The sequence below is a fragment of the Streptomyces sp. NPDC056480 genome (assembly GCF_042795405.1).
Classification (GTDB): domain Bacteria; phylum Actinomycetota; class Actinomycetes; order Streptomycetales; family Streptomycetaceae; genus Streptomyces.
Map to the genome: position 1 here is coordinate 20564 of NZ_JBHTSA010000035.1, position 13003 is coordinate 33566.

Genomic DNA, 13003 nt, shown 5'->3' on the forward strand with positions numbered 1-13003 from the left:
GGGGGAGTGGTCTGCACCACTCGCGCGGATGCCTCTGCCGACGGGCGGGGCGCGGCCGCACGGGGTACAAGTCCTCTGAGGCGCGGATGCGGTCGACCGGGGTTCCCGCCCCTCCGCCGCGCCCCGGTGACGACGACGAGGAGGCCGTCGTGGGAGGCAGAAGCAAAGGGTTCGTACAGTCCTTCAATCGTGCCGGCGGGTACGGGTTCGTCGTTCCCGTGGGCTCCGAGGAGCAGGTGTACTTCAGCGCCGAGGACATCGAGGGGGAGGGTCGCACGCTCTCCGAGGGGCAGCAGGTCTCCTTCGTCCTGGTCCTCGGCGACGGCCGCTTCGAGGCGAAGGAGCTGCGCGTCTGACGGGCGGGCCGGGGCGGAGGGGCTGCGCGTCCGGCGGTCGGTCCGGGGCGAAGGGCTGTGCGTCCGGCGGGCGGGCCGAGGTGAAGGAACTGCGCGTCTGACGGGCGGTCCGGGGTGCGGGCGGCTGGGGGCCGACGGTCCGCCTGCCTACGATGGGCCCATGTCTGAGCGCGTAGATCCCACGGCCCCGGCCGCGTCCCGGCCGCACGAGCGGACGCCGGGGGCGCTCGAACTCTCGGCGGCGGCAGAGGTGTTCGGCCTGCTCTCCGACCCCACCCGGCTGCACCTGGTCTGGCTGCTCACCCGCGGCGAGGCCGATGTGACCGCCCTGACGGAGGCCTGCGGGGCCGCGCGCCCCGCCGTCAGCCAGCACCTGGCCAAGCTGCGTCTGGCCGGGCTCGTCCAGTCGCGCAAGGACGGACGCCGGGTCGTGTACGCCATGCCGGACGGCCATCTGAAGCGGCTCGTGGTCGAGGCGATCAGCCGCGCCGATCACGAGGTGAGCGGCGAACCCTGGCACGACTGAGGGCCGCGGCACGACCCTGAAGTCAACATGTGCGCAAGTATGCACATGTCCGCTACGTTGGTGACGTCCGCAGTCCGCCGTGGCCGACCGGGGGCGTCCTCATGCTGTCCGTGCTGCGCAACCCCACCTACCGCCGTCTGTTCGGCGCGCAGGTCGTCGCCCTCACCGGCACCGGCCTGGCGACCGTGGCCCTGAGCCTCCTCGCGTACGACCTGGCGGGCGCGGACGCCGCCGCCGTCCTCGGCACCGCCCTCGCGATCAAGATGGCCGCGTACGTGGTGCTCGCCCCGCTCGTCGTCGCCCTCGCCGACCGCGTACCCCGGCGCGCGCTGCTCGTCTCCATGGACCTGGCGCGTGCGGCGGTCGTGCTCGCCCTGCCGTTCGTCAGCCGGGTCTGGCAGGTGTACGTCCTGATCCTGCTGCTCCAGGCCGCCTCGGCCGCCTTCACGCCGGCCTTCCAGGCGACGATCCCGCAGGTGCTGCCCGACGAACGCGACTACACCGGCGCCCTGTCGCTCGCCCGACTCGCGTACGACCTGGAGAGTCTGGCGAGTCCGGTGCTCGCCGCCGCGCTGCTGACGGTCGTCCCGTACGACTGGCTCTTCGCCGGCACCGCCGTGGGTTTCGTCGCCTCCGCCCTCCTGGTCCGCACGACGGCCCTGCCCGACCCGGACCCCGACCCGGGCGCGGAGCCTGACCCGGGCGCGAAGTCGGACTCCGGCCCGGACCGGGGCGCGGCTCGCGACCCGGGCCGGGGCGCGGACTCCGGCCCGGCCCTCGACCTTGGCCGGGGCGCGGCCCTCGACCCTGGCCGGGGCACGGACCCCGACCCTGGCCGAGGCGCGGACCCCGACCCTGGTCAGGGGGCGGCTCGCGACCCGGGCCGGGAGTCGAAGCCCACCGGTGGCGCGGTCCCCTGCCCCCGTACGTACGCCAAAGCGCTCGCCGGTATCCGGCTCGTCCTCGCCACCCCGCGTCTGCGCGCCCTCCTCGCCCTCGACCTGGCCGTCGCGGCCGCCGGGGCCGTCGTCCTCGTCGGCACCGTGATCCTCGTCCGCGACACCCTCGGCCGCCCCGCCGGTGACGTCCCCCTCGCCCTCGGCGCCTACGGCGCGGGCTCGATGGCGGTGGCCCTGCTGCTGCCGCGCGTCCTGGAACGCGGCGGCGACCGCGCGGTCATGGTGCGGGCGGCCTTCGTGCTGACCGGGGCCGTGGGGCTGCTCGCCCTCGGCCTCACGGTCCCGCCGGGAGCCTGGTCCTGGCCCGCCCTGCTCGCGGTGTGGCTGATCACGGGCGCGGCGGGCTCGGCCGTGCTCACCCCCGGCGGCCGGGTGGTGCGCGGCTCCGTCCGGAGCGGTGACCTGCCCGCCGCCTTCGCGGCCCGGTTCTCCCTCTCGCACGCCTGCTGGCTGCTCACCTACCCGCTCGCCGGCTGGCTCGCCGCGACCACCGGCCCGGCCGCCTCGGCGGCCGTACTCACCGCCGTGGCCCTCGCGGGCGCCACGGGCGCGGCGCGGCTGTGGCCGCGCGCGGACCCGGCCGTGGACCCGCGCGTGGACCCGGCCGTGGACCCGCGCGCGGACCCGACCGGGGACCCGGCCGCGGACCAGATCGCGGACCCGGCCGCGGACCCGACCGGGGACCCGGCCGCGGACCCGATCGCAGACCCCATCGCGGACCCGATCGCGGACCGGCGCGCGCCCGCCCCCGCCGCAGGCGCCCCCGCCGCGACAGCTCCCGCCTCCCCTCAGCGCGGCAGCCGCATCTCCAGGCCGTCCAGGACGACCTCGAGCCCGTAGAAGAACTTCCGGTCCCGGATCGCGACCGGGTCGAGCGGCGCGTGCACCGCGGCGTCCGCGTACGCCTCGGTCAGGTGGTCGTGCCCGGCCGCCGCCTGCTGCGCGGCCGGCATCAGGCCGGCGATGAGGTCCCCCTCCGTCTGCCCGGAGCGCGCGACCGTGATGAGCCAGGCCGCCTCCGTCGTGCTCATGCCGATCACATACGACAGGACCGTGTCGATCGCCCGGCTCGGCTCCGGGAAGCCGGCGGCCGTGAACAGACCGGCGAGCCGCTCCGAGTACGCCATCAGGTTGGGGCCCAGATAGGCGAGGCCCGCCTGCCCGAGGACGGAGGACAGCCACGGGTGGCGCAGGGCGGTGGCCCGGAACGAGACCGCCGCCTCGGTGACGGCGGTGCGCCAGGGGCTGCCCGGCGGCGGCACGGTGAACTCGGCCGCGACCTCGTCCACGGCGAGCTCCATCAGCTCGTCCTTGGTCGCCACATGGCGGTAGAGGGAGGTCGCGCCCGCGTTTAGGCGGGCGCCGAGCTTGCGCATGCTCAGCGCCTCGATGCCGTCGGCGTCGAGCATGACGATCGCCTCGCGGACGATCGAGGCCCGGCTGAGCGCGGGCTGATCCGGCGCGGCCTGCTGTCGTGCCCATACGGACGGAACGGGATTCGCCTTGGCGGCCATGGTCCTGGGTCCTCCTTCGCTGCGTACGGCCCCGGGGTGGCCCGGGACGCGCCCTGCGTACAACGTTCGCATCCAGCGTACAGCGATCGAGAGTTGCGAACACTGTGCGCAGCTGCGTACAGTGTTCGCAACGAAGGAAAGCGAGCGCCGACGGAAGCCGGGCGCTTCCGAAGCCGAGGGGGAAGTCCCGTGGAAACCCGAACCCGCAACCCACGCCGCTGGTGGATCCTGGTCGTGCTGTGCCTCAGCACCCTGGTCCTGGTGGTCGACAGCATGGCGCTCACCGTCGCCGTCCCGTCCATGACGGCGGACATCGGGGCGAGCGCCCAGGACATCCAGTGGATCCTGGACTCCTACATCCTGGTCTTCGCGGGGCTGCTGCTCACCTCGGGAAGCCTCGGTGACCGCTTCGGCCGCCGGAAGATCATGATCATCGGTCTGCTGCTCTTCGGCGCGGCCTCGCTGGCCGCGACGGTCTGCACCACCCCCGGCGAGGTCATCGCCGCCCGGGTCTCCATGGGCATCGGCGGCGCACTGATCATGCCCTCGACGCTCTCCATCCTCATCACCGTCTTCGACGAGGACGAGCGGCCCAAGGCGATGGCGGCCTGGGGCTCGGTCTCGATGCTGGGGCTGGTCGGCAGCCCGGTCCTCGGCGGCTTCCTGATCGACCACTTCTCCTGGCAGTCGATCTTCTTCATCAACGTCCCGGTCGTCGTCCTGGCCGTCCTCGCCGCCCTCACCCTGATGCCCGAGTCGAAGGGCCCGTGGCAGAAGCCCGACCCGCTCGGCGCGATCCTCTCCGTGGTCGGCATGACCGCGATGATCTGGTGGATCATCGAGATCCCGCAGCACGGCGCCTTCGAGGGCCGCGGCCTCCTCACCCTGGCCGTCGCGGTCGTGGCCCTCGCCGGGTTCGTGATCTGGGAGAACGTCACCCCCGAGCCGATGGTGCCGCTGGTCCTCTTCAAGCACCGCAACTTCAGCGGCGGTTCGCTCTCGCTGACCCTCGTGCAGATCGGCAACGGCGGCCTGCTCCTGGTCCTCACCCAGTACCTGCAGTTCGTCCTCGGCTACTCGCCGGTCAAGGCGGGCCTCGCCTTCGTCCCGCTCGCCGTCGCCGCCCTCATCGGCAACGGCGCCGGTGCCGGCCTCGCCGCGAAGATCGGCAACCGCCTCCTCATCCTGGCCGGCATGCTGACCATGGCGGGCTCCTTCGCCCTGCTGACCACGGTCGACGCCCGGTCCGGCTTCACCGTCCCGGCCGTCGCGCTCGGCCTCCTCGGCCTGGGAGCCGGCCTCGCGATGCCGGCCGCCGTCGGCGCCCTGATGAGCACCATCCCCGAGGAGAAGGCGGGCGTCGGCTCCGCCCTCAACGACACCATCCAGCAGGCCGGCACGGCCCTCGGCATCGCCATCCTCGGCTCGCTGCTCACCAGCACGTTCCGCTCCGCGATGCCGGCCGACGCCCCCGAGCAGGCCAAGCAGTCGATCGGCGGCGCACTGGCCGCCGCCCGCGGCGACGCCGGTCTGGTCGATGCGGCCAAGGAGGCCTTCGCCTCCTCGATGTCCACCACCTTCACCATCAGCGGCATCGGTGTCCTGGCGGCGGCCGTCCTCGCCACCCTGGTGATGCGGGACGGCAAGCAGGCGCCGACCGACACCACGGACGCCACCGACACGACGGACGTCATCGACGCCACGGACGCCGTCGACGCCACGGACGTCACCGATGCCACTGGCGAGAAGCAGACGAAGGAGGAGGTCGCCGTCTGACGCGGCCGAGCCCGACCCCGCCTTCGCGAAGGAGCCGGTCCCCCCAGGGGTACCGGCTCCTTCGCGTCGTTCCCGCGTCCTGTTACGCGCCCGGCGCCGGCGGCAGCGCGTCCATGAACGAGCTCACCGAGAACACCGCGCGTCCCGGACCGGCCGGTCCGTACCCGGGCGGCGCCGTCAGGCCGTACTCCTCCAGCGTCGCCGTGTACGCCTCGAGGAGTCGCAGGTGGTACTCCAGCGGCGCCCCGTCCGGGTTCTCCCGGCCCAGCGGGGTGGTCGGCTCCGGGCACCAGGTGGTGAACCGGGGCGTGATCCCGCGCGACATGAAGAACCGCAGGCCCTCGCGGGTCGAGGCGATCGCCTCGTCGACCGTCAGGAAGCCGGAGGGCCGGGCCATCTCGACGCCCGCGACGAAGTTCGGGATGACGTTGCGCGGCCCGAAGACCTCGGCGGAGTCCAGGATCCGGCGGTGCCACTCGTCCCGGCCGATGTAGCGCTCCTTGCCGGGGCAGTACAGCTCGAACAGCCGGCGGTCCCACACCTCGTAGTTCGGGTGGTAGATCCGGATGCCGTAGTCGTGGAACCGCTGCACGTCCTCCTTCGGCAGCGCCTGCGCGACGACCTTGCCGATCCAGCGGCCGGGGAACCGCTCCTCGATCGCGCGCGCGTACTGCCCGTAGAAGTCGGCCTCGTCCTTGCCGCCGACCTGGGACGTGACGGCCCCGCCCGTGAGGGTGTACGCGGTGGAGGTACGGGCCGTGTCGTGGCGGTCGATGATCTCCAGCGCCTCCAGGACCTCGTCGACCGGCTTCACCCCGGTGTACGGGCGGCCCGCCGCCTTGTGCTGGCGCCAGTTGTGGTTGATGTCGCAGTACTGGCACTCCTCCTTGGCGCCGAAGTACTGGCAGACCCGGAAGACCGTCAGATAGATCAGGTAGCCCCACTGGATGGTCGGCGCGACCTCCATCACGGACTTGCCGTTCGCCAGCGGGTGCCGGTAGTACTCCGGCATCGGCGGCAGACCCACGTCGGCGATCCTGACGCCGTCGAGGAACAGCGCGAGGGCCCCGTCGCCGTCCGGCGCCACCCGGTAGGGGGACGACGGGTTGACCCGCACCGACACCACCGTGCGGCGGAGCCCGTACGGCCCGCCCGTGAGCACGATCTCCTCCGGCGGGCGGTTCAGCGCCGCCTCCCCGAGCTCCGGCAGCGTGCGGTGGTCGAAGGAGAAGATGAAGTACGACTTCGGCTTCACCTCGCCCCCCTCGTTCCCGCTCAGTGCGGACGGGTCGAAGGCGAGCCCGCCGCGCAGCAGGTCCTCCTTGAACACGGCCTCCGGAGGGACTCCGGGGAAGCGGTCCATGAGGGATTCGACGACGGCGGTGCGGGTCGGGGCGGCGCTGGACACAGGCGGATCTCCAGGTGTGAGACGACGGGAGCCGACACACCTCACGCTACGCGCGCGTGCGTCGGTCCTGTCGACCGGGACCCGCCCGGCGGCCGGGGAAACGCGGTGGTGCGCCTCCGGCTACTTGTTGACCGTGAAGCCCTGGTCGTTGCCGTACGTCACGCCGGCCTCCTGCCACTGCTTCAGGCCGTCGGCGAGAGTGGTGGGGGAGACGTACGCCTTGCCGACGGTGTCGTTGAAGATCGAGTTCGCGTACACCTGGTACGGCAGGTAGGACCAGTCCTCGCCGACGTTGCGGGCGGACTCGGCGAAGATCCGGTTGGCCTGCTGGCCGCCGAAGTACGGGAAGGGGGCGTCGAGGAACGCCTTCGACTCCAGGTCCGCGCGGGTCGCGGGGAAGGCGCCCGCGGCGACCCGGGCACGGGCTCCGGCGCCCGTGGTCGCGAACTCCGTGAAGGCGTAGGCGAGTTCCTTGTTCTTGGCGGCCTTCGGCACGGCGAGCGAGCTGCCGCCGTTCTCCGCGCTCGTCCGGTCGCCCTTCGTCCACTGCGGCAGCGGCGCGACCCGCCAGTCACCGGACGCGGAGGCGACCCCGGACGTCAGGTTGGCCGGCATCCAGGCGCCGATGGAGAGGGTGGCGAGGGAGCCGTCGGCCAGGCCCTTGTACCAGGCGTCGCTCCACGAGCTGATCGGCGCGACCAGCTTCTCGTCGAGGAGCTTCTGCCAGGTCGCGGTGTACTTCCTGGTGCCCTTGTCGCCGAAGTCGATGGTGACGTTCGTGCCGTCGGTCCGGTACGGGCGGCCGCCGGCCTGCCAGATGAGGCTGGTGGTGGCGCCGGCGTCACCGGTGTCGTTGGTGATGAAGATCTTGGGGTCGGCCTTGTGGAGGGCGCGGGCCGCCTCCACGTACTCGTCCCAGGTCGTCGGCACCTTGATGCCGTGCTTGTCGAAGACCTTCTTGTTGTAGAAGAACGCCATGGGGCCCGAGTCCATGGGCAGGGCGTAGACGGCCTTGTCCTCGGTGACGGCGTTCCACGGACCGGAGGTGAAGGTCGTGCCGTACTTCTGGGCGCCGTAGGAGGCGAGGTCCTCGACGGACCTGCCTATGGCGAACTGGCCGAGGGCGTAGTACTCGACCTGCGCCACGTCGGGGGCGCCGGAGCCGGCCGCCATCGCGTTCTGCAGGGCGGTGTACTGCTTGTCGCCGGTGCCCGCGTTGACCAGCTCGATGTCGACCCCGGGGTACTTCTTCTCGAAGTCCTCCGCCACCTTCTTGAGCGTGGGCTCCCAGGCCCACACGGTCACCTTGCCGCCCTTCGCGAGGGCGGCGGCGACGTCCTTCGGTCCGCCGGCGCCACCGCCGTCCGAGGCGTCGGAGCCGCAGGCCGTGGCGGTCAGCGCGAGCGTGGAGACGACGGCGAGGGCGCCGAGGAGTCGGCGGGTGATGTGCGTTCTCATGGGCTGTGCTCCTGGTCGAGGGTACGGCGGAGGGGAGGGAAGGAGAGAGGGAGAGGGAGAGGAAGGAAGGAGACTGGGAGAGGCGGGAGGGAAAGACGGGAGGGGGTGTGCGGGGGCGCTATTCCTTGACGCTGCCCGCGGCCAGGCCGGACTGCCAGTACCGCTGGAGCAGCAGGAAGACGGCCACGATCGGCACGATCGTCAGCAGGGAGCCGGTGATGATGAGGTCGAACACGGCCTCGCCGCCCGCCGTCTGGGCCTGGGCGTTCCAGGCGTTGAGGCCGAGGGTCAGCGGGTACCAGTCGGGGTCCTTGATCATGATCAGCGGCAGGAAGTAGTTGTTCCAGGTCGCGACCATCGAGAACAGCAGCACCGTGACGGTCCCCGGCATCAGCAACGGCAGCGCGATCGTGAAGAAGGTGCGCAGCTCGCCGGAGCCGTCGATGCGCGCGGCCTCCAGGAGTTCGGTGGGGACGGACTCGGCGGCGAAGACCCACATCAGATAGAGGCCGAAGGGCGAGATCAGGGACGGGATGATCACGGCCCACGGGGTGTTGGTGAGGCCCATGTTGCTGAACATCAGGAAGGTGGGGACGGCGAGCGCGGTGCCGGGCACGGCCACGGCCCCGAGGACCACCGCGAACACCGCCCGGCGGCCCGGGAAGTCGTACGTGGCGAGGGCGTACCCGCCGAGGACGGCGAGGATCGTGGCGCCGCCCGCGCCGGCGACGACGTACAGCAGGGTGTTCAGCAGCCAGCGGACGAAGACGCCGTCGTCGTACGAGAGGGTCCGGCCGATGTTGTCCCAGAAGTGGCTCTCGTCGGCGAACCAGAGTCCGAAGGAGTCGAGCAGTCCGTTCTGGTCCTTGGTGGCGTTGACGACCAGCCAGGCGAGCGGCAGCAGGGTGTACACGAGGACCAGGCCGGTCACGAGGGTCAGGGGCACGCTGGGGCGGGGGTCGAGCGGGGTGTGCGGGGGGCGCTTCCCGCGCTTGGCGGTGCCGGTACGGGTGCGGGTCCGGGAGTCCGCGCGGGTGTGGGCTTCAGGGGCGGTTCCGGGTGTACGCGGGGCGGTCGGCGTACCGGATCCGGAGGTCGTGCTCGTGAGGGAGGTGGTCATCGGCTCAGCCCTTCCGCATGCCGCGCAGCTGGACCGCGTAGGCGATGATCGCGGTGAGGACACCCATCACGATCGCCACGGTCGCCGCGTAGTTGTGCTGCTGACCCGCGAAGGACAGCGAGTAGGTGTAGAGGTTGGGAGTGAAGTCGCTGGTGATCGCGTTGGGGGCGAGCTTCTGCAGGATGCTCGGCTCGTTGAACAGCTGGAAGCTGCCGATGATCGAGAAGATGGTGGCGATGACGAGCGCGCTGCGGATCGCGGGCAGCTTGATCGAGGTGACGACCCGCCACTCGCCGGCGCCGTCGATCGCCGCGGCCTCGTAGAGCGAGCGGGGGACGACCTTGAGCGCGGCGTAGAAGATCAGCATGTTGTAGCCGACGAACTCCCAGGTCACGATGTTGCCGATGGAGGCCAGGACCAGGGAGGGGGAGAGCGGGTCCGGCAGGGAGACCCCGAAGGCGTCGTTGACGTTCCCGACCAGGCCGAACCGCGTGCCGTACATGAAGCCCCAGATGAGGCTGGCGACGACGGCGGGAACGGCGTAGGGGAGGAAGATCGAGACGCGGAAGAAGGTCCTGCCGTAGAGCCGGCCGCTGTCGATCGCGAGGGCGACGAGCAGGGCGATGCCCAGCATGACCGGCACCTGGACCAGGAGGAAGAGGCCGACCCGGGTGAGCCCCTCCCAGAAGCGGGGGTCGGCGAGCGCCTTGCCGTAGTTGTCGAGGCCGACGAAGGAGGTGCCGCCGATGAGCCGGTCCTGGAACAGGCTCAGGTACAGCGCGTATCCGATCGGCGCGAGGAAGACGAGGCCGAAGACTGCGACGAACGGGCCGGCGAATCCCCAGCCCACGAGGGCCTCCTTGCGGAGACGGAAGCGGGCTCGTGGGCGGGGCGGTGGTGCTGCCGTAGCGCGCGTCGACAGGAGCGTCATGGCGGGGTTCCTTGCGTCGGTGACCGAGCGGGTCCGGAGACGGGGAGCGGAGCGGGCGGGGCGTGGGCGAGGCGAGAGGGCCTGGCGGCCGGGAATCGGCCCCGCGTGGGCTGGCCGACGAGAAATGTTTACGTAATCATCGGTAGCGTGATGGTGACACTCCCACTGGGGGGCGTCAAGCGTGGAGCAGCGGTGAATGAGAGGGATTCGGGTGGCGGAGAAGAACACGGCAGGCGGCTCGGCGAAGGCCGGCGGCGACGGTCCGCGAGGAGCGCGCGGCAGGCCGCGCCGGGTCTCCATGGCGGACGTGGCCCAGCTCGCGGGGGTCTCCTCGCAGACGGTCTCGCGCGTCTCCAACGGCGACGCGGCCGTCGTCGAGAGCACCCGCGCGAAGGTCCTCGACGCCATGAAGGAGCTGGGCTACCGGCCCAACAGCGCGGCCCGCGCCCTCAAGCGCGGCGAGTTCCGGGCCATCGGCGTCATCACCATGGGTCTCTCCAGCACCGGCAACGTCCGCACCCTCGAGGCCATCGCCGGATCGGCCTCCCGGGCGGGATACGCGGTCACCCTCATCCCGCTCGACGCGCCCACCCAGGACAACGTCAGGGGAGCCTTCACCCGGCTCGACGAACTGGCCGTCGACGCCGTCGTCCTCATCATGGAGGTCCACCTCCTCGACACCGCGTCGCTCACCCTCCCCCCGCACGTCAAGGTGGTCGTCGTGGACTCCGACGCCACCGGCCGCTTCCCGGTCGTGGACACGGACCAGCGGCAGGGCGCCCGCTCGGCGGTGCGGCACCTGCTCGACCTCGGGCACGCCACGGTCTGGCACGTCGCGGGCCCCGAGGAGTCCTTCGCGGCCGGCCGTCGCGCGGAGGCCTGGGAGGCGGTCCTGCGCGAGGAGGGGCGGAAGGTGCCGCCCGTCCTGCGCGGGGACTGGACGCCCGAGTCCGGCTACGAGGCGGGGCTGCGGCTCGCCGACGAGCCCGACTGCCGCGCGGTGTTCGTGGCCAACGACCAGATGGCCCTCGGCGTGCTCAGGGCCTTCCACGAGCGGGGCAGACGGGTGCCCGAGGACGTGAGCGTCGTCGGCTTCGACGACATCGCGGAGTCGGCCTCTTTCATCCCGCCGCTGACCACCGTGCGCCAGGACTTCGCGCAGGTGGGGGAGTTGTGCGTGGACGCGGTGCTGCGGGAGCTGCGGGGCGAGACGGTCACGGGGGTACGGCTCGTCCCGACGACCCTGACGGAGCGGGCGAGCACGGGGGCGCCGGGGCGGTGAGCCCGAGGTCTCCGGTGGTGGCGGTGCCGGGGGAGGCCGGGCTGGTGGAGGCGGGTGCGGGGGGAGGCCGTCCGGTGGAGGTGGACGCGAGGGAGGTCGGTCCGTGGTCGCGGGTGTCAGGGTGGTCGGCCCGGTGGAGGTGGACGCGGGGGAGGCCCGTCTGGTGGTGGCGGGTGTGAGGGTGGTCGGCCCGGTGGAGGCGGGTGCGGGGGAGGTCGGGCCCGAGGTCCTGGTCGTGGCGTGGCCCGAGGGGTGTTGGGCCTGAGTCTCCGGTCGTGGCGTGGCCCGAGGGGCCTCAGGCCGAAGTCCCCGGTCGTGGCGTGGCCCGAGAGGCCTCAGGCCGAAGTCCCCGGTGGTGGCGGGGCCGTACTCGAGCGGACCACCAGGACCGGTTCCACCGCCCTGCGGCGGGGGCCGTCCGTGCGGCCCTCGATCTGGTCGAGCAGCAGCGAGACGCAGTGCCGGCCCACCACGTCGAAGTCCTGGTGCACCGTCGTCAGCGGCGGACAGAGGTAGGCGGCCTCGGCGATGTCGTCGAAGCCGGCCACGCTGATGTCCCCGGGCACGTCGCGCCCCGACTCGCGCAGGGCCCGCAGCATGCCGAGCGCCATCTGGTCGTTGGCGGCGAAGACGGCGGTCACCTCCCGGCGGCGCGCGATGCCGAGGCCGGCCCGGTAGCCGGACTCCGCCGTCCAGTCCCCGTACAGCACCGGGGGGACGGGCGCGCCCGTGGCGGCCAGGGTGCGCTCCCAGGACTCGGCGCGCCGCCGCGCGGCGAACGAGTCGCGGGGGCCCGCCAGATGCCAGACCGTCCGGTGGCCGAGGCCCAGGAGGTGGCTCACGACGCTGTGCGCGCCGTGGGCCTGGTCGAAGTCGACGTTGGGATACCGGTGGCCGGTGTCGCCGTCGGCGACCACCACCGGCATCGACGGCGGGAGACGGAGGGACGAGGTGTCGAGCATCTGCGACTCGACGAGCACGATGCCGTCGACGGACTGCAGCATCAGATGCTGGAACGCGCGCCGGACGGCGGCCTCCGTCTGGGCCCTGATGCCCATGAAGTTGACGGAGAAGTCGGCCTCGTGGGCGGCGTCGGCGATCGCGGCCAGGGTGCGGGCGTTGCCGTGTGCGCCGACGTCGAAGCTGACCACGCCCAGGGCGCCGAACCTGCCCGTGACCAGGGCGCGGGCCGCCGTGTTGGGGCGGTAGCCGAGCGTCTGCATGGCGGAGAGCACCTTCTCGCGGGTGCTCGCGTCGACGTTCTCGCGGTTGTTGGCCACGCGCGACACGGTCTGCGAGGAGACGCCCGCCATCGTGGCGACGTCCGCCATGGAGGGCCACTGCCGGGCCGGCCGTGACCGCGGGGACTTCGCTTTCCTGTCCGTCACCACGCGCGGGACCTTCCGGAGGGAACTGGAGGCCGTCCGCGCGCGCGGGCGACCGTACTGCCGGCCGTACTGCCGTACTGCGTGCATGTTGACGCAAACATCGAGGGCGGTCAAACCCTCGTGGATGTTGTCCGATTCCTTGACAGTCCGATTCGCCCCTCCCAGACTCTCCCCCGAACCGCTCGTGTTTACGCGAACATCGAAGGGCGAAACCTCCACGCAACACGGCGATCACCAGGCCTCGGCGTGCGCGTTCCCGCCTCCGGGCAGGCGCCCCGCCTTCGG

General features: G+C 72.2%; 12 protein-coding genes. 6 read left to right on the top strand and 6 right to left on the bottom strand.

The window, feature by feature from the left end; all coding sequences use genetic code 11:
* The first annotated feature begins 149 nt into the window (after window positions 1–149).
* The 3 genes from ACFQ79_RS17760 to ACFQ79_RS17770 all read left to right on the top strand — a co-directional run bounded on the left by ACFQ79_RS17760 (window position 150) and on the right by ACFQ79_RS17770 (window position 2681).
* Window positions 150–356, top strand: a complete 207-nt coding sequence (locus ACFQ79_RS17760) for a cold-shock protein (protein ID WP_383584317.1) — start codon at window positions 150–152, stop codon at window positions 354–356.
* Window positions 357–516: 160 nt separating this feature from the next.
* Window positions 517–882, top strand: coding sequence for an ArsR/SmtB family transcription factor (locus ACFQ79_RS17765; protein ID WP_383584320.1), 366 nt, complete (start codon window positions 517–519; stop codon window positions 880–882).
* A gap of 101 nt (window positions 883–983) precedes the next feature.
* A complete protein-coding gene (locus ACFQ79_RS17770; protein WP_383584323.1) occupies window positions 984–2681 on the top strand; it encodes an MFS transporter in 1698 nt (565 codons plus the stop codon).
* Here the strand turns inward: ACFQ79_RS17770 and ACFQ79_RS17775 are convergent.
* Window positions 2630–3355, bottom strand: coding sequence for a TetR/AcrR family transcriptional regulator C-terminal domain-containing protein (locus tag ACFQ79_RS17775; RefSeq protein WP_383584326.1), 726 nt, complete (start codon window positions 3353–3355; stop codon window positions 2630–2632). The two genes, ACFQ79_RS17770 and ACFQ79_RS17775, sit on opposite strands and share 52 nt — an antisense overlap.
* Before the next feature lie 189 nt (window positions 3356–3544).
* Between ACFQ79_RS17775 and ACFQ79_RS17780 the strand changes: the two genes are divergently transcribed.
* Window positions 3545–5131, top strand: a complete 1587-nt coding sequence (locus ACFQ79_RS17780; RefSeq protein WP_383584329.1) for an MFS transporter — start codon at window positions 3545–3547, stop codon at window positions 5129–5131.
* 82 nt (window positions 5132–5213) lie between these two features.
* Here the strand turns inward: ACFQ79_RS17780 and ACFQ79_RS17785 are convergent, their stop codons facing one another.
* From ACFQ79_RS17785 to ACFQ79_RS17800, 4 genes are all read right to left on the bottom strand, one after another.
* Window positions 5214–6494 (bottom strand): radical SAM protein, encoded by a 1281-nt coding sequence (locus tag ACFQ79_RS17785; protein ID WP_383584414.1) that lies wholly within the window; start codon window positions 6492–6494, stop codon window positions 5214–5216.
* A 165-nt stretch (window positions 6495–6659) separates the two neighbouring features.
* The gene (locus ACFQ79_RS17790; protein ID WP_383584331.1) at window positions 6660–7997 is read right to left on the bottom strand and encodes an ABC transporter substrate-binding protein; all 1338 of its coding nucleotides are present in this window, start codon (window positions 7995–7997) and stop codon (window positions 6660–6662) included.
* Window positions 7998–8115: 118 nt separating this feature from the next.
* Entirely contained in the window at window positions 8116–9117 is a 1002-nt protein-coding gene (locus tag ACFQ79_RS17795) for a carbohydrate ABC transporter permease (RefSeq protein ID WP_383584334.1), read from the bottom strand.
* A 4-nt stretch (window positions 9118–9121) separates the two neighbouring features.
* The gene (locus ACFQ79_RS17800; RefSeq protein ID WP_383584337.1) at window positions 9122–10048 is read right to left on the bottom strand and encodes a carbohydrate ABC transporter permease; all 927 of its coding nucleotides are present in this window, start codon (window positions 10046–10048) and stop codon (window positions 9122–9124) included.
* Window positions 10049–10346: 298 nt separating this feature from the next.
* Between ACFQ79_RS17800 and ACFQ79_RS17805 the strand changes: the two genes are divergently transcribed.
* Together ACFQ79_RS17805 and ACFQ79_RS17810 are read left to right on the top strand one after the other, a co-directional pair.
* Entirely contained in the window at window positions 10347–11330 is a 984-nt protein-coding gene (locus ACFQ79_RS17805; RefSeq protein WP_383584417.1) for a LacI family DNA-binding transcriptional regulator, read from the top strand.
* Between the two features lie 103 nt (window positions 11331–11433).
* The gene (locus ACFQ79_RS17810; RefSeq protein ID WP_383584340.1) at window positions 11434–11595 is read left to right on the top strand and encodes a hypothetical protein; all 162 of its coding nucleotides are present in this window, start codon (window positions 11434–11436) and stop codon (window positions 11593–11595) included.
* Between the two features lie 70 nt (window positions 11596–11665).
* Here ACFQ79_RS17810 and ACFQ79_RS17815 read toward each other — a convergent pair whose 3' ends face one another.
* A complete protein-coding gene (locus ACFQ79_RS17815; protein WP_383584343.1) occupies window positions 11666–12661 on the bottom strand; it encodes a LacI family DNA-binding transcriptional regulator in 996 nt (331 codons plus the stop codon).
* Window positions 12662–13003 lie beyond the last annotated feature (342 nt).